The sequence below is a fragment of the Mesorhizobium sp. genome (assembly GCF_017306585.1).
Taxonomy (GTDB): domain Bacteria; phylum Pseudomonadota; class Alphaproteobacteria; order Rhizobiales; family Rhizobiaceae; genus Mesorhizobium.
Window position 1 is genome coordinate 27,435 of sequence record NZ_JAFKIC010000139.1, and the last position, 15,969, is coordinate 43,403.

Annotated in this window: 20 protein-coding genes; 5 read left to right on the forward strand and 15 right to left on the reverse strand. The window is 61.9% G+C overall.

Features of this window, described 5'->3' with window-relative positions:
• Window positions 1-6 precede the first annotated feature (6 nt).
• Window positions 7-336, reverse strand: coding sequence for an ATP-dependent Clp protease adapter ClpS (gene clpS / locus J0I79_RS14555; RefSeq protein WP_292859670.1), 330 nt, complete (start codon window positions 334-336; stop codon window positions 7-9).
• A gap of 277 nt (window positions 337-613) precedes the next feature.
• A complete protein-coding gene (locus tag J0I79_RS14560; protein WP_292859613.1) occupies window positions 614-943 on the reverse strand; it encodes a phasin family protein in 330 nt (109 codons plus the stop codon).
• A gap of 285 nt (window positions 944-1,228) precedes the next feature.
• Between J0I79_RS14560 and J0I79_RS14565 the strand changes: the two genes are divergently transcribed.
• Window positions 1,229-2,653: a D-alanyl-D-alanine carboxypeptidase gene (locus J0I79_RS14565; RefSeq protein ID WP_292859616.1), complete on the forward strand. Its 1,425-nt coding sequence runs from the start codon at window positions 1,229-1,231 to the stop codon at window positions 2,651-2,653.
• Window positions 2,654-2,700: 47 nt separating this feature from the next.
• On the opposite strand, the gene J0I79_RS14570 is transcribed toward J0I79_RS14565, so the two are convergent.
• Together J0I79_RS14570 and J0I79_RS14575 are read right to left on the reverse strand one after the other, a co-directional pair.
• The gene (locus J0I79_RS14570) at window positions 2,701-3,402 is read right to left on the reverse strand and encodes a DnaJ domain-containing protein (RefSeq protein WP_292859619.1); all 702 of its coding nucleotides are present in this window, start codon (window positions 3,400-3,402) and stop codon (window positions 2,701-2,703) included.
• 269 nt (window positions 3,403-3,671) lie between these two features.
• Window positions 3,672-4,109, reverse strand: coding sequence for a DUF1489 family protein (locus J0I79_RS14575; protein ID WP_292859622.1), 438 nt, complete (start codon window positions 4,107-4,109; stop codon window positions 3,672-3,674).
• Between the two features lie 94 nt (window positions 4,110-4,203).
• Here J0I79_RS14575 and J0I79_RS14580 point away from each other — a divergent pair, with 94 nt between their 5' ends.
• Entirely contained in the window at window positions 4,204-5,790 is a 1,587-nt protein-coding gene (locus tag J0I79_RS14580) for a serine hydrolase (protein WP_292859625.1), read from the forward strand.
• Window positions 5,791-5,826: 36 nt separating this feature from the next.
• Here J0I79_RS14580 and J0I79_RS14585 read toward each other — a convergent pair whose 3' ends face one another.
• A complete protein-coding gene (locus J0I79_RS14585; RefSeq protein ID WP_292859628.1) occupies window positions 5,827-7,230 on the reverse strand; it encodes an L-serine ammonia-lyase in 1,404 nt (467 codons plus the stop codon).
• 62 nt (window positions 7,231-7,292) lie between these two features.
• Between J0I79_RS14585 and J0I79_RS14590 the strand changes: the two genes are divergently transcribed.
• Both J0I79_RS14590 and J0I79_RS14595 read left to right on the forward strand, forming a co-directional pair.
• Window positions 7,293-8,117, forward strand: a complete 825-nt coding sequence (locus J0I79_RS14590; protein ID WP_292859631.1) for an isochorismatase family cysteine hydrolase — start codon at window positions 7,293-7,295, stop codon at window positions 8,115-8,117.
• A 4-nt stretch (window positions 8,118-8,121) separates the two neighbouring features.
• Window positions 8,122-8,838 (forward strand): DUF599 domain-containing protein, encoded by a 717-nt coding sequence (locus tag J0I79_RS14595; protein WP_292859634.1) that lies wholly within the window; start codon window positions 8,122-8,124, stop codon window positions 8,836-8,838.
• On the opposite strand, the gene J0I79_RS14600 is transcribed toward J0I79_RS14595, so the two are convergent.
• The 9 genes from J0I79_RS14600 to J0I79_RS14640 all read right to left on the reverse strand — a co-directional run bounded on the left by J0I79_RS14600 (window position 8,811) and on the right by J0I79_RS14640 (window position 15,019).
• Entirely contained in the window at window positions 8,811-9,608 is a 798-nt protein-coding gene (locus J0I79_RS14600) for a YdcF family protein (RefSeq protein ID WP_292859637.1), read from the reverse strand. The two genes, J0I79_RS14595 and J0I79_RS14600, sit on opposite strands and share 28 nt — an antisense overlap.
• Window positions 9,609-9,623: 15 nt before the next feature.
• Window positions 9,624-9,914 (reverse strand): hypothetical protein, encoded by a 291-nt coding sequence (locus tag J0I79_RS14605; protein ID WP_292859640.1) that lies wholly within the window; start codon window positions 9,912-9,914, stop codon window positions 9,624-9,626.
• Complete coding sequence (locus J0I79_RS14610; RefSeq protein WP_292859642.1) at window positions 9,915-11,480, reverse strand: amidase family protein; 1,566 nt, start codon at window positions 11,478-11,480, stop codon at window positions 9,915-9,917.
• Window positions 11,480-11,935, reverse strand: coding sequence for a GNAT family N-acetyltransferase (locus J0I79_RS14615; RefSeq protein ID WP_292859646.1), 456 nt, complete (start codon window positions 11,933-11,935; stop codon window positions 11,480-11,482). The genes J0I79_RS14610 and J0I79_RS14615 overlap by 1 nt, the downstream gene beginning before the upstream one ends.
• 7 nt (window positions 11,936-11,942) lie before the next feature.
• The gene (gene gatC, locus J0I79_RS14620) at window positions 11,943-12,230 is read right to left on the reverse strand and encodes an Asp-tRNA(Asn)/Glu-tRNA(Gln) amidotransferase subunit GatC (RefSeq protein ID WP_292859649.1); all 288 of its coding nucleotides are present in this window, start codon (window positions 12,228-12,230) and stop codon (window positions 11,943-11,945) included.
• 103 nt (window positions 12,231-12,333) lie between these two features.
• On the reverse strand, window positions 12,334-12,903 hold the full coding sequence (locus tag J0I79_RS14625; RefSeq protein ID WP_292859652.1) for a hypothetical protein: 570 nt from the start codon (window positions 12,901-12,903) through the stop codon (window positions 12,334-12,336).
• 116 nt (window positions 12,904-13,019) lie between these two features.
• Complete coding sequence (locus tag J0I79_RS14630; RefSeq protein WP_292859655.1) at window positions 13,020-13,877, reverse strand: radical SAM protein; 858 nt, start codon at window positions 13,875-13,877, stop codon at window positions 13,020-13,022.
• Window positions 13,874-14,293: a hypothetical protein gene (locus tag J0I79_RS14635; RefSeq protein ID WP_292859658.1), complete on the reverse strand. Its 420-nt coding sequence runs from the start codon at window positions 14,291-14,293 to the stop codon at window positions 13,874-13,876. The genes J0I79_RS14630 and J0I79_RS14635 overlap by 4 nt, the downstream gene beginning before the upstream one ends.
• Window positions 14,294-14,311: 18 nt before the next feature.
• Window positions 14,312-15,019 carry a metal-dependent hydrolase gene (locus tag J0I79_RS14640; protein WP_292859661.1) on the reverse strand — a complete coding sequence of 236 codons (708 nt, stop codon included), beginning with the start codon at window positions 15,017-15,019 and terminating at the stop codon, window positions 14,312-14,314.
• A gap of 122 nt (window positions 15,020-15,141) precedes the next feature.
• Here J0I79_RS14640 and ruvX point away from each other — a divergent pair, with 122 nt between their 5' ends.
• The gene (gene ruvX / locus J0I79_RS14645) at window positions 15,142-15,648 is read left to right on the forward strand and encodes a Holliday junction resolvase RuvX (protein ID WP_292859664.1); all 507 of its coding nucleotides are present in this window, start codon (window positions 15,142-15,144) and stop codon (window positions 15,646-15,648) included.
• Here the strand turns inward: ruvX and J0I79_RS14650 are convergent.
• Window positions 15,566-15,907, reverse strand: coding sequence for a DUF6105 family protein (locus tag J0I79_RS14650; protein ID WP_292859667.1), 342 nt, complete (start codon window positions 15,905-15,907; stop codon window positions 15,566-15,568). The two genes, ruvX and J0I79_RS14650, sit on opposite strands and share 83 nt — an antisense overlap.
• Window positions 15,908-15,969: the final 62 nt, after the last annotated feature.

The window sequence follows — 15,969 nt, forward strand, 5'->3', positions numbered from 1 at the left end:
GTTACCTCACTTCTTCTCCATCACGCATTGCAGCGGATGCTGATTCTGTCGGGCGAAATCCATGACCTGAGACACTTTGGTCTCGGCCACCTCGAATGTATAGACCCCGCACTCGCCCACTCCATGATTGTGAACATGAAGCATGATGCGTGTGGCGGCTTCGCGGTCCTTCTGGAAAAAACGCTCCAGCACGTGAACCACGAACTCCATCGGAGTGTAGTCGTCGTTGAGGATGAGGACCCGATAAAGGCTGGGCTTCTTGGTCTTGGTTTTGGTGCGCGTGATAACGGCCGTCCCGCGGCCGGCATCATTGCCGTCACCGCCGCCGTTTTGCATCCGCGCCACATATCGCGTGGCAGTCAAACCGATCGTCACGTAATCCTGCCTCTTTCGAATCCTCATGCGAGTTCGACATGTAGGTGTTCGATGGACGATTTTAAGCCCTTCTGGTTAGCTGACAATATGGCTAGGTGACCAACGTGGCGGATTTTCGCAATCGTGAAGCGGTACGCTGCCGCGGACCGGAAATCGGCATGAAAAAACCCGGCCGCGTAAGCGCGACCGGGTTCTGTCCCGACCCCAAAGGGCCGGATCTCAAACTGTCAGGCGAAAATTACTTCGCCTTGGCAACGATCGATTCGAACGGCTTGTAGGCTTCCTTGGCGAGTTCGGCATAGAGGTCGCCGATCTTGGTGGCCTCGGCGACGAACGCCTCATAGGACTGCTTGGCGTAGTCGGACTGGATCTCGATGGCCTTGTCCAGCGACTTGGCCGAGAACAGCTTCTCGACAGCGGCGCTGCCGGCTTCGAAGCTCTTCTTGGTGTATTCGCCGGCCTCGGTGGCGATCGCCTGAGCGCCCTTGGACAGAGAGGCAAAGCTCTTCAATCCGGTGTCGGTGAACTCCTTGCCGAATTTGCTGAGGTCTTCATAGGTCTGGGTCATTTCGCGATTCCCTTGACGGTTGAAGCGTCCTTCTTCGGGGCGCTCTTGTGCAATGCACGCTAATATATTGTGCGGCGCACAAAAGTCAACATTTTCAAATGGGCCACCGCCGGCTGCGCGGCCAACTGCTAAAAATCAAATAAAGAGAGCTTCAAGCCCGAACAAAATGGTGAACACGGCGGTTACCATAAACGGATTGGTAACGCTGCCCCGGTAGCTTGGCCGGAAGTGAGGCAGGATCCCTTTGCCGCCTCCAACGCAACGAGAAATTCAAAGGAACTACCAGTGCGTCAGGCGTTGTCGGGCATCGTTTCCAAATCCATCTCCCCTCTCAAAACGATCATGATCATCGCCATGGCGGTGACGTTCGTCGTCGCCGGCGCCGCTTCGTCGTTCGCCGCGCGGTCGGCGGCCATCGTGGTCGATGCCAAGACCGGGAAGGTGCTCTATTCGGCCGATGCCGACGGCAGGCGCTATCCCGCCTCGCTCACCAAGATGATGACGCTCTACCTGACCTTCGAAGCTCTCGCGAAGGGCAAAATCAGCAAGAACACGCCGGTCGTGTTTTCGTCCAAGGCCTCCGCCGAGGCGCCGACGAAGCTTGGCGTTAAGCCAGGCGGTTCGGTCACGGTCGAGACCGCCATCCTGTCGATGGTCACCAAGTCGGCGAACGACTCGGCGACAGCGCTCGGCGAGATGATCGGCGGCAACGAAACCAATTTCGCCCGCATGATGACCGCCAAGGCGCGGCAGCTCGGTATGAACGGCACCGTCTTCCGCAACGCCAACGGCCTGCCCGACCCCGGCCAGTTCACCACCGCGCGCGACATGGCCACGCTCGGCATCGCGCTGAGGGAGCATTTCCCGCAGTATTACGGCTATTTCTCGCAGCGCTCCTTTCTCTATGGCCGCCAGCGCATCAACGGCCATAACCGCCTGCTCGGCCGCATCAAGGGTGTCGACGGCATCAAGACCGGCTATACCCGGGCTTCCGGCTTCAACCTCGTCTCGTCGGTGTCCGACGGCAACCGCCGCCTGGTCGCCGTCGTCATGGGCGGCACATCGGGCGGCAGCCGCGACAACCAGATGGCAAGCCTGATCAACACCTACATGCCGAGGGCTTCGACCCGTGGCGGCGGCGATCTCGTCGCCAAGGCCGACAGCAATCCGATCAAAGCGCTCGCCAAGGTCTTGCTGCCCAAGCACGATGCGCCGACCCCCGATGAGAAGCCCGTGGCCGTGGCGGAAGCCGATACCGCCGCAGCCGACGACGCGACCATCGCCCAGGGCGACAGCGAGGACGAGGACAGCGCCGAGGCCGAGGCGCCCAAGCTGGTTGCTCCGGCAAGGAAGGTGAAGACGGTCATCGTCTCCGCCCCCAAGGTCGCGACGGCCCAGGTCGTGGCAGCCTATGCCGAGCCTGCGCCGCAGGCGGTCGATCCGGTGAAAACCGCTTCCGTGCCGTCGGGCTGGGCCATTCAGGTCGCTTCGTCGCCGAAGCAGTCCGAGGCCCAGGCCTTCCTAGACAAGACCACCAAGCAGGCACCCAAGGTTCTTGCTGATGCGTCCGGCTTTACCGTCGCCTTCGACAAGGACGGCGTCACCTATTACCGCGCCCGTTTCGGCGGGTTCGGGTCAAAGGACGCCGCCTGGAAGGCCTGCACCGCTTTGAAGAAGAAGAAAATCGAGTGCTACGCCGTCCAACAGTAGGACAGCGTGGAAAACGATCTCCCGGAAATTTTCTGCGTCGAAGGAGACTAGTCGTGATTGGAGAGCAAGACGTCCTTGGCTTCGTTAATCCGCGCCGCCAGGAAAGACGTGCCGCCGATATCGGGGTGCAGGCGCTGCATCAGGCGGCGGTGCGCCTTGCGGACATCCGCCGCGGCGGCCCCCGCTTCAAGACCAAGGACCTTGTAGGCCTCCTCCTTAGTCATGGCGCCCGGACCTGGCGCAACACCCAGCCTTTCGCCACCGTTCGCCTCAGTGTTTTTGCGCCAGACGGGAAATCTGCCGTCAAGATACGTCTCTAGCAACTGGCGGCTCTCCGCATCGCCGGAGAGTTCGCGATAAAGATGCTGCAACTCGGCAAGGCCCATCGAGCCGAGCATCTTGCCGTCATGGCGGCCGGCCAGAACCAGTCCTTCGAGGCCGCCGGTATTGTGGTCAAGCTCCATTTCGAGCGCAGCGGTGCGTACTGTCGAGCGTTTTGCGGATGTCAGCCTGGCATTCGGCCGGTTTGCGCGTGTGGCGCCGTACCATGCGACCGCAACGAACAGGATGATGCCACCGATCCCGCTACGTCCGACCACCAGCACGGCGCCGCCCACGAGCCCCAGCAGGATCGGCCCAACTGTCCTCATGTCGTTTGCCAGCTTGCCCGGATCGGCGCGAAGGAAAGCCGTGGCTGCGATCAGCAGCACCAGCAACAATGCGACAAGAACGATAATTGCGCCTAACATTCCCTACCGCCCCGCGGGCCTGCGTCCACCTGGATAGCCACGCGATGTACTTCAACACTTTTTCTGCGCCGGAATCATGGCCTGCCCTTACAGAACGGCCGCGACGCGGACAGACTTCGCCGCCGCGATTTTGTCGAACCCAACGGGCTTCCCGCGCACGACTTTCAAGATGTGGCGTTGCCGCGCGGCTTGCAAGTCCAGCGCCAGCCCAGATTTAGGGCCAGAAAAGGGGGCCGTAACGGAGATGGGCCGCGGTTTGGCCTGCCGACCTACAGCAAGCCGAGATCGGCAAGCTCGCGCCTGAGTTTCGGCGGCATCTCGACCAATCCTGCCTTGCCCTTGCCGAGATCGAGCGGCGCGTCCAACGGCTTCAGATAGCGCCAGCCCTGGAAGGCCCGGCGCGGCTGCCAGTCGGTGCGCACGACTTGCGGGTCGAGAACCAGATGGCAGCGGCCGATGCCCTCGCCATCGGTGAAGGGCCGGATTTCGGTGATCAGTTGGCGGCACTGCACGCTGCCCTTGATCACCCAGTAGAGCGAGCCGCCGTCCGTGACCTCGTCGCCGCGCGTCGGCACCATGCGGGTCGTGTGCCAGTGCTCGGCAGGTTCACCGGCCCGCCGGCGCTCATCAAGGCGAAACTCGATCCATTCTTCGAGATCCTCGACGCTGTCACAGCCGACGCAGAGCTTTAAGAGATTGAGAGCCATGCCGGAAGATTTAATCCGGCGGGCGAACGCGTCAACCGCCTGGACGAGTTCTCCACAGTGCCAGCGGGATAGCCTGGCACGCTAGATAGCAGGAATGAAAGATGTGGCGAGGCGCGTCGCCGCGACTATGCTGGCGAAATGCGGAGTGATCGTCATCTTGGCACATGACCGAAACCAGCAAGGGCTGGATCGGCGTAGCGTGCTTCTGGCAGCGGCGCTGACGCTATCCGCCATCACCACGGATGTCAGAGGTCAAAGCGGGATTGCCGCCGCCAATGGAAAAACGCCGATGAAGACAACCGGCGCCGATATCGAAGGGCGCATCCAGCGGGTTCTTGCTGGACTCCGGCCGCCGATCGGATTTGCCGGCCAACCTCTTGCGACGCTGGCCGACCGGATGACGGCGCTGCATGTTTGCGGCGTCAGCGTCGCGGTCATCCACAACGGGAGCATTGAATGGGCGCGCGGTTTCGGGCTCACCACGAATGATTGCCATGCGATCGGACCGGACACGCTGTTTCAGGCGGGATCAATCAGCAAGCCGGTTGCCGCAATGGCGGTTCTGGCTTTGGTTCAGGCAGGAAGGCTCGACCTCGATGCCGACGTGAACTCCTATCTCAGGAGTTGGAAGGTTCCGGCGAATTCCTACACCGACAAGGAGAAGGTCACACTTCGGCAATTGCTCAGCCACTCCGCCGGGACGACCGTGCATGGCTTTGCCGGATATGAGGCCGGGACGCCGGTTCCCACTCTCATCGAGGTCTTGAACGGCGTTCCGCCGGCGAACAATCCTCCCATTGTCGTCGACCAGCGGCCGGGCGTTCGCTTCCGGTACTCCGGCGGCGGCTATACGATCGTGCAGCAGCTGCTGATCGATGTCACCGGCAAGCCATTCGCCGAATTGCTGGATGAGATGGTGCTTGCGCCGCTTGGGATGACCCGCACCAGCTATCGCCAGCCCCTGCCCGCCGGGGAGCTCGGCAACGCCGCCATGCCTCACACCGTAACTGGTGATCCCGTGGCCGGCGGTCCCCACATCTATCCGGAACTGGCCGCAGCAGGCATGTGGACGACGCCGACCGATCTGGCTCGTTTCGACTTGGCCCTGCTCGATGCCTGGGCGGGGCGGCCAATGCCGGTCCTTTCCCAACCGGCGGTCATTCAAATGCTGACCCCGGGATTGGGCAATTACGGGCTGGGCCTCATCGTCCGAAGCTCGCCGCCACATCGCCGTTTCGGCCATGACGGTGTCAATGCGGGTTTCATCAGTTCGATGATCGCCGGTGAAACGGGCGACGGCGCCATCGTGATGACAAACGGCGATCAGGGCGACGTGCTGGTCGCCGAGATCATGCAAAGCATCGCCGCCGAATACCAATGGCCTGACTGGGTCCGAAAAGAGCGGAAACTGGCGACGATCGATCCAAGGCTGCTGGACCGCTTTACCGGAAACTATCGACTGAACCCGACCACAGTCCTTCACATTTCGAACGAAGGCGGAAATCTGTTTTCGCAGGCGACGGGACAGGCGAAATTCCAACTGTTTCCGCAAAGCGACCGGGACTTCTTTACGACCGCGTTCGATTCGGTGTTCACGTTCGACACCGACGGTTCAACCGACGCCCAGCGATTGACCATCCATCAGGACGGTCAGGACTATCGCGCCAGGCGCATCCCCTGACCGGGAGGCGAATAGCCGGATCGAGGCCGCCGCCGCTCAGCACTCCACGACATTCACGGCCAGGCCGCCGAGGCTGGTTTCCTTGTATTTCTCGTTCATGTCGAGGCCGGTCTGGCGCATGGTCTCGATCGCCGCGTCGAGCGGCACGAAATGGACACCGTCGCCCTTGATCGCCAGCGACGCGGCCGTCACAGCCTTCACGGCGCCGAGTGCATTGCGCTCGATGCACGGCACCTGAACGAGGCCGCCGACCGGATCGCAGGTCATGCCGAGATGATGTTCGAGCGCGATCTCGGCGGCATTCTCGACCTGCTCGGGCGTGCCGCCCATGACGGCGCAGAGCCCCGCCGCGGCCATTGCAGAGGCTGAACCCACCTCGCCCTGGCAACCCACCTCGGCGCCGGAGATCGATGCATTGGACTTGATGATGCCGCCGACAGCGGCGGCCGTCAGCAGGAAGTCGCGAATGCTCGGCTGATCGGCCTCGGGATGGAAATGAAGCCAGTAGCGCAGCACCGCGGGCAGCGTGCCGGCCGCGCCATTGGTCGGCGCGGTGACGACGCGGCCGCCGGCCGCATTCTCCTCGTTGACGGCCATGGCATAGATGGAGAGCCAGTCATTGGCGAGCAGCGGATTCGGGCGATTCTGCTGCCATTGTTCCTGCAGCTTGTCGTGGAGTTGCCGGGCGCGTCGGCGCACCTTCAGCCCGCCCGGCATAATGCCATCCTGCGACAGGCCCCGGTCGATGCAGCCCTTCATGGCGCCCCATATGGCATCGAGACCGGCATCGAGCTCCTCGCGCGACATCTGCGTCTCCTCGTTGACGCGCTTCATCTCGGCGATGGAAAGACCGCTTTTCGCGGCCATCTTCAGCATCTCGACGGCGTTCTTGAAGGGGTACGGCACCTTCTTGCCTTCCGTCGTCACCGAGCCCTTGGCCTTCATGCGCTGCAGCTCTTCTTCCGAAACCACGAAGCCGCCGCCGATCGAATAATAGATGCGCTTGAGCAGCAGGCGCCCGCCGGCATCGTAGGCGTAGAACGCCATGCCGTTGGCGTGGCCGGTGAGCGGCGTCTTGCGGTCGAGCACCAGATCGGTCGCCGGATCGAAGCGGTAGGAGGTATGGCCGGGCGGCGATATCGCCTTGTCGGCCGCGATACGGCTGACGATACCATCCGCCTGGTCGGGATCGACCGTCTGCGGGGTCTGGCCGGCAAGTCCCAGGATGACGGCGCGGTCGCTGCCGTGACCGATGCCGGTATAGGCGAGCGAGCCGTGCAGGCTGGCGCCGATGCGGGCAACCTTGGCGCCGGTCGGACGCGGCCAGTCGTCCCCCGCAACCTCGTCGAGAAAGCGCCGCGCGGCCGTCATCGGCCCCATCGTGTGCGAACTCGAGGGGCCGATGCCGATCTTGAACAGGTCGAAAACCGAAAGGAACACGTTGTCTCCTGGGTCGTGCGTCGGAAATTACATATAGGAATTCGCGGGATGTTTCCGCTCTTTTGACAATCGCGGCGCGGCATCCGCCGACCTTGTTTGCTCCGGCAGCGACATTGATTGCCCGACCATCCCGGCGCGGCTATTCTGCACCGGACGCGCCAGCGTGGTCCAAGCTTGCCGAGGGGGATGTTATGTTCATGTTGAAAGCCAGACCCAAACCTGTGCGCATCGACCCCGCCCGGACAGCCGTGGTCGTCGTGGACATGCAGAACGCCTTTGCCTCGGCAGGCGGCATGTTCGACCTTGCGGGCATAGACATTTCAGGCGCGGCGCCAGCCATCGAAGCCAACAAGCGCCTGCTGGCCGCCGCCCGCGAAAACGGCGTGCCGGTGGTTTACCTCCAGATGTCCTACAAACCCGACCTCAGCGATGGAGGGGACATATCCTCCCCCAACCACCACAAGGAATTGGGGATGGTGATGATGCGCGAGCGTCCCGAACTTCATGGCAAACTGCTGATCGACGGCAGCTGGGACTGGCGGATCGTGGATGCGTTGAAGCCCGAAGCCGGCGACAAGGTGATCCGCAAGTCACGTTACAGCGGCTTTTGCGACACCGAGCTGGAGGCCTATCTGCGGACCCGAGGTACCCGCTACCTGCTCTTCACAGGCGTCGCCACCAACATCTGCGTCGATGCGACCGCGCGAGACGCCTACTCGCGGGAGTTCTGGCCGATCCTGGTCGAGGACGCAATGAACCATTCGGGTCCGGACTTCAATCGTCAGTCGACATTGTGGAATTTCGAGAATGCCTTGGGATGGGTCACCACGACCGACATGGTCGTCGCGGCCTTGCGGACGGAACCCGCCGAAGCTTTGCCGACCTGAGCCAATGGGCAGCTCCTACCTGTCGACGGCCGATATCGCCGCGCTTGCGTTCTTCCTGCTGGCATGGGTGCTGCACACGCTCGCCTCGGACGGCAGGCTGGTCAGCCGCATGTCGCTGACGACTGCCATGAACGCGCAGCGCGAGGCCTGGATGCGCACCATGGCGGAGCGCGAAATCCGCATCGTCGACACCGCCATCATGAGCGGCCTGCAGCAAGGCACCGCCTTCTTCGCCTCCAGTTCGCTCATCGCGCTCGGCGGCTGCTTCGCGCTGCTCGGCGCGTCCGACCGGGTGCTCGAGGTCTTGAGCAATCTGCCCCTGGGCGGCCCACCGTCACGGCCGGCTTTCCAGATAAAGGTCCTGGGACTGGTGCTGATCCTGGCTTTTTCGTTCTTCAAGTTCGGCTGGGCCTACCGGCTATTCAACTACTGTTCGATCCTGATCGGCGCCGTGCCGATCCCCCATGGAGAGGCCTCACGTAGTCCAGCCAGCCAGACAGCCGTGTGGCGCGCGACGCAGATGAACATGCTGGCCGGCAAGCATTTCAACTCCGGCCTGCGTGGCGTGTTTTTCTCGATCGGCTATCTCGGCTGGTTCGTCGATCCGGTGGTGTTCGTGCTCTCGACGGTGCTGCTTCTGGCCGTGCTGGTGCGGCGCCAGTTCTTCTCGGCGGCGCGGCGCGCCGTCATCGGTCAGCCGCCCGGCGCCGGAAAGGGCTGATCGATGCGGCCGGAAAGCCAATAGGCTAGCAGTCCGATCCATTCGCGGATCGCCATGGTCGTATTCTCCAGGGAATCAGCCGGATTGTCGCGGAACATGCCGACACCTTCCTTGCCGGACGTGCGATAGTCGACCGGCCATGGGACAGTTGGAAAACCTGCCTTGTCGAACAGCGCCTTGGCGCGCGGCATGTGGAAGGCCGATGTCACCAACAGCCAGGTCTCGCCCGGCTTCGGCTTGACAAGTTCGCGGCTGAAGATCGCATTTTCATAGGTGTTGCGGGACTTGTCCTCAAGAACGAGACGATCGGCCGACACACCCAGCGGGACGAGCAGACGGGGCGCGGTGTCGGCGTCGCCCTCGCCCTCCAGGAAAAGCGAGCCATTGCCGCCGGACACGACCACCTTTGCCTGCGGGAAGCGCCGGGCGAGGATCGCCGTCTCCACCATGCGGTCGCCGCTGGTGCTCAATTCATAGCCGCCGCGCGCGAGATTGATGGCGCCTTCGAAGCCGCCGCCGAGCACGACGATGCCGTCGACCTTCTGCGGCAATGGCGGTTTGGGGAAACGCTCCTCGAGCGGATTGAGCATCATGGCGCCGAGCGAGGTCCACGCCGACAGCGCCAGGATCAGAAACGCTAGAACGCTACCGGTTACAGCCAGCCGCCGGCGGCCGATCGTCACCGAGATCAGGCCCGCCAACAGCAGGAAGATCGCCAGGTTGATCGGCTGGATGAAGAACCAGAATATCTTCGACAGATAGAAGAACATCGTTATCCGACCTCGCTAGGCCGAATACTCCACAATGACATTGTGTTTCTTCAGTGAGAGCACAGAGGGCCCGAAATAGGTCGGCCCATTAGCGACAAAGCGAGCTGGATGGCCATTCAGTATCAAAGTCGCGGCCTCATCTATCGAAGAAGGCCGTCTTGCCAAAAAGTCTTCTGTTTTCCGTGCGGAGATGATCTTTTTGTAAATCGGGAAAAGGCCATCGTCGTAGCACAGAAGTTCATACTCATGAATTTCTTTATGCTTTCGTGGGATAGTTCTGACAATTACCTTGGCAACTTTAGCCATCTACCACCACTTTTCCGGCTGGAACGTGCCGGCCGCCTGCTCGATGACGGCCGCGGTCTGGAACAGCGTCTCTTCCTCGAACGGCCTGCCGATCAGTTGCAGGCCGAGCGGCAATCCCTTGGGGTCGAGCCCGGCCGGCACGGCAATGCCCGGCAACCCAGCCATGTTGACGGTCACGGTGAAGATGTCGTTCAGGTACATTTTGACCGGATCGGCGGCCATGTCCTCGTCGGCGATGCCGAAGGCGGCGGACGGCGTCGCCGGGGTCAGGATGACGTCGACGCCGGCAGCGAAGACGTTCTCGAAGTCGCGCTTGATCAGGTTGCGCACCTTCTGTGCCTGCAGGTAGTAGGCGTCGTAATAGCCGGCCGACAGCACATAGGTGCCGATCATGATGCGGCGCTTGACCTCGCGGCCGAAGCCGGCGGCCCGGGTCTTCTCATACATCTCGACAATGTCCTTGCCCGGCACGCGCAGGCCGTAGCGGACGCCGTCATAGCGCGCCAGGTTGGACGACGCCTCGGCCGGCGCCACGATGTAATAGGCCGGCAGCGCGTATTTGGTGTGCGGCAGCGAAATGTCGACGATCTCGGCGCCGGCGTCCTTCAGCCAGGCAATGCCCTTCTGCCACAGCGCCTCGATCTCTTCGGGCATGCCGTCGACGCGATACTCTTTGGGAATGCCGACCTTCATGCCCTTGATCGGCTTGCCGATCGCCGCCTCGTAATCCGGCACCGGCCGGTCGACGGAGGTGGTGTCCTTCGGGTCGACCGAAGCCATGGACTTCAAGAGGATCGCGGCGTCGCGCACGTCGCGCGCGATCGGTCCGGCCTGGTCCAGCGACGAAGCGAAGGCCACGATCCCCCAGCGCGAGCAGCGGCCATAGGTCGGCTTGATGCCGACCGTGCCGGTGAAGGCGGCAGGCTGGCGGATCGAACCGCCAGTATCGGTGGCTGTGGCGCCGGCGCACAGGAAGGCAGAGACGGCGGTGGCGGAGCCGCCGGAAGAGCCGCCCGGCACCAGTTGCGCATTGTCCAGACTGCGCTGCGTCTTGCTGCCGCCCGCAGAAACAAAGCCGCCGTCGCCCTGGTGCGTCGTCGGCATCACCACCGTGTCGAGGCGCGAGCGCCGCCACGGATTGATGACCGGGCCGTAATAGGATGTTTCGTTGGACGAGCCCATGGCGAACTCATCCATGTTGAGCTTGCCCAGCATGACCGCGCCGTCGGCCCACAGATTAGAGGTGACGGTCGATTCATAGCGAGGCTTGAAACCATCAAGTACATGGCTGCAGGCCTGGGTATGGACACCTTCGGTGCCGAACAGGTCCTTGATGCCAAGCGGAATGCCTTCCAGCGCGCCGCCCTCGCCCTTCACCAGCCTGGCATCGGATGACTTGGCCATGTCGCGCGCCTTGTCGCCGGTCACCGCGACATAGGCGTTGAGCGCCGGATTGGCGCGATCGATCGCCTGGAGATAAGCCTCGGTGATCTCGGTCGCGGTAATTTCCTTGGCGCGCAGCTTGGCGCGGGCCTGCGAAATCGTCAGTCGGGTCAGGTCGCTCATCAAAGGCTCTTTTCGTAAAACACCGACCACTCGGAGTCGGGATAATCCAGCACCGGGCCGCAGCGTGAAAATCCGGCGCGCTCGTAAACGGTCCAGGCGGCCGGATGGCGGTCTCCGGTCTCCAGTACCAGACGCTTCAACCCCTCTTCACGGGCCAGCGCCTCGACGCGTTCGACGATCTTGGCGCCGATCTTGCGGCCACGATGGGTAGGCCGCGTGTACATGCGCTTGACCTCGCCGATCTCGACGCCGTGACGCTTGAGCGCGCCGCAGCCAATGGCAACGCCATCGTCACGCGCGATGAAGACGGTGGTGTCCTTGCCCGCCATCTGTTCGACGGTCAGGTGGTAGCAATGTTCCGGCGGCGTCAGTTCGAGCAAGGTCGCGTTGAGTTCCGCGACAAGGCCGCGCACGTCGTCCTGCAGCGGCGTCTCGACGGCGATCTCGATTGCCATCGGCCCGCTACTCCACGACCTTCGGCACGAGGAAGAAGTTCTCTTCGGTCGCCGGCGCGTTGGCGACGATATCGGCCGCCTTGTTGCCGTCGGTGACGATGTCCTGCCGCTTCTTCATCTCCATCGGCGTCACCGAGGTCATCGGCTCGACGCCGGAAACATCGACTTCATTGAGCTGCTCGACGAAACCCAGAATGGTGTTCAGCTCGCCGGTCATGCGCTCTGCATCTTCCTCGCTCACCGCGATGCGGGCGAGACGCGCGACGCGCTTCACAGTCTTGACGTCAACGGACATATTCTTGCCTCGGGGAAAACCAGATCGCGCTATAGCGGCGCAGAGCGGCGCGCGCAACATATTGGTGCCAGTTCGGTTACACGTGGTACCAATCAGCTACATCTCACTGAAAGACATAGCCTGCACGTCTGCGGCTTTGCGCTGCAATGGCGTCGATGACCGCCTTGCGGTTTTCGGGGTTGTCTCCAAGGATCATCGTCGGCGCGCAAGGTTGCTGGACAACCTGAACAAACGGCATTCCATGGCGATCGATGGCGGCGCGCAAACCGACGATGACATTTTGCGGACCGGTCCATTGCTCCGCCATACCGAATGTCGAATGGACCCAGTTTGCCTCCCAACTGTGCAATCGCGGATCGCCGGAGATCGTTTCTACGACTTCAAGCTTAATCCGAATGCTATCAGCCGACCGATCCGATAGCTTATCCGCCAGCCGCCCGGAGCCTTCCTTGCTTATCGCTTCGAGAAAATCGCGCCGCCGCTTCTGGAGTTCCGGGTCAAATACGGGTTGATAGGATATCATCCTGGCGCGGACGACGACCTGCGCATTGCTGAAGTAGTTCAGGTCAAGATCGTGCATGGTTGCACAGGCAGTTGCTTTGCCGGACGGCAAAAGGAGACCTAAAAAAACCGAGTTCAACAGCACCGCACTCAGCTTCGAAACCCTGTTCAAATCGCTCTCCGTATCGCCCCGAGTTCGGGAACGATCCTCAACGATCAAGGCAAATTGACGCCCTCGCAGAGATATGGGGGCTACGGCGGTTGCCGGCCTGCTCGTCGGGCCGCAGATCAAATCGCAGCGCTGACCGGAGCCTTCCGGGGGCGCAGCGGATCGGGCAACTCGAACAGCCGCTTCTTTGCCGAACACATGCCGCAGACGTCCTCATCCTCCAGCGCAGCGAATGCCCTCAACTCGACCTCGGAACAACTAGGCTCAAGCGGCCGATAAGCGAGATAAGGTTCCCATTTCTCCGACAAGCGGTATTTCGCCTTCTGCATCGGCAGGTAGGCCAGCGGCGCGCACTTCCAGATCTGCCCCTGGTAGAGCTGCTTGCAGTGGCGAGCCGGGCAGATTTCCCAACTGGCGCGAGGATCGCCGTCCTCGAAGGGCATCATGGCGTCGCCTAAGCCCTGATAGCGCCGGGTCCAGTTCTTGTTGGACGGGCGAATGTCGATGCGCAACCCATGCTCCTGGCGCCACGCATCCAGGAGATCGAAAACCGGCTTCAGTCTCTCCCGGTATTCCTCCGAATCATGATGAACCGAGACCGTCAGCCGGGCGTCCCGATCGGCGGCGAGAATTGCCGGCAATGTCGGGTGACGGTGCAGGAAAAAGCCGTTGCTGACGATCTCTATCGTGGCGTCCGGCCAGTGCCGCCGCACAAGCCCGACGAAGGCGGGCAGATGCGGGTGTATGGTGGGCTCTCCGCCCAGGATATTGAACCAGGTTACCGATACGCGCCGACTCCAAAACCCCATCCAACGGTCCGCCTCTTCGAGCGAGACGGTTCCGGAATGACGGTGGTTGGAGTAATGTGAACAGCTTTCGCAGGACAGATTGCAACCGTGCGCGACATGCAGTTCCAGTTTTGGGAACACTGGCCGCTCACGGCGAAAAAGCGACTGCACACGATTCAGCAGTCTCATGGCGGGGCAACACCCTCGCACAGATAGTAGCTGCCGCTGTTGCCTCTCGCCTCGCTTTCGTCATCGATAGGCCGGACCGACACGAGATCGAGTTGCGTCGGACTGACCCGGGTAACTGAAAGCACATCGGGAAAGACATAGCCCGGCTCCTGGCAGACGGCCGTCACCGCCCAGCTTGGAGAGCGTGCCGCCTTGCTGATCTGGACGAACTCGCAGTTGTACTCGACACCTTGCAACCCGTGCGCCGAGAGCACGATGTTGCCGGTATCGATCAGTGTCTGCAGCGTGTCCTTCCTGGCCTGCGCGCAAAGCTCCTCGGACTGAAGATAGACCCCTTCGATGAAATCATCGGCGGCGAGCGCGGGAGACGACGCCGCGACAAGCATCGACACGCAAAGAGATCGCCTCAACGCCATGGTTTCATTCCATTTTGTCTAGATGGTAATCGTCTCGCCGATCCCGGGCAATGCGATCTTGACACCCGAGCCTTCCAATCCGGCTTCGAACTTCTCCGGTGTCGGATCGATCATCGGAAACGTGCCGAAATGGCAAGGGACAACCGTGTCGAAATTGAAGAAGCGCCGGCAGGCCAGGGCCGCCACCGCGCCGCCCATGGTGAAGCGATCGCCTACCGGCACGATGCCGATCTTGGGCTCATGCAACTCATTGATCAGCGCCATGTCGGAGAAGATATCGGTATCGCCCATGTGGTAGAGCGTCTTGTCATCCGGGAAATGCAGGACCAGCCCGCCCGGATTGCCGAGATAGACATTTTTGCCGCCGTCCTCGCCAAACGAGGAGGAGTGGACCGCCTGGACAAAAGTGGTGGTGAAGCCGCCGCAATCGACGGTGCCGCCGATATTGCCAGGATTGATCTTGCTGCCGTCGGCGCCCTTGCCGACCAGATACATGCAGATCTCGAAATTGGCGACCAGTTGCGCGCCGCTCTTGCCGAGCACTTCCAGAGCGCCGCTGATATGGTCGTTGTGGCCGTGCGTCAGCAGCACATGCGTAATCCCCTCCGCAGGCCCTTCCCAACCACCTGTCCAGGACGGATTGCCGATCAGATAAGGGTCGATGAGGATCTTGGCGTCGCCGGTTTCGATGCGGAAGGCCGAATGGCCGTACCAGGTCAGTTTCATGAATTGCATTCCTCGATTTTTGGCTCGCCAGAGGATAGAACGCCGATGGCCCCGAGATCAAAGGGTATAGTGCTCGCCGCGCCCGGAAAGATGCGCGTTGCCGAAAAGACAAGGGAAAGCCGTTGGCTGTCATCACGATCGAGCAATTGCCGGACCGGCTCACCGCTGGCAGGACGCTTGCGGGGCTTGATCTCGGCGACAAGACGATCGGCGTCGCGGTTTCCGACCAGGGATTCTCCTTCGCCCATCCGCGTCCGGTCATCATGCGGCGAAAATTCTCGCTCGATGCCGCCGCGCTTCTGGCCCTGCTGCGGAAAGAGAATGTCGGCGCGGTCGCGATCGGGCTGCCGATAAACATGGATGGGTCAGAGGGGCCCCGCGCGCAGAAATCGCGCGCATTCGTGCGCAACATGGCGCCACTCAGCGACCTGCCCTTCGTGTTCTGGGACGAGCGGCTGTCGACGGTGGCGGCCGAACGCACCTTGATCGAGATGGATTTCTCGCGCGCCAAACGCGCCGGCAAGATCGATTCGGCGGCGGCCGCTTTTATTCTGCAGGGAGTTTTGGACCGGCTTCAGTCACTCGATGCAGCCTCTCGAACGGAACCTGAACCGCCCGGCGCCGGTTGATCCAGCCCCAGATTTCGCGACGGCGGCGGAATACCCATATCGCGACCAGCAGCAGGCCGTCGAATATGCAGGCTTTTGCCACCATGCCGGGGATGATCGCCGGATCGATACCGAGCATCTGGCCGTAGAGCTGGAACACAAAATCGTGCAGTTGCCGGGTGAGCATGACATAGCCGAAATTCATGTCGTTGAGCGACAGGTAGAACCAGCCCCAGAACAGCGCCATTGGAGCGGCCCACAATGCGAAGATGTAGCGCATCAGCGGCCTCCCTTCCCGTCCGAACTGTTACGGCCCGATATCAGCGACAGCAGCGAATTATG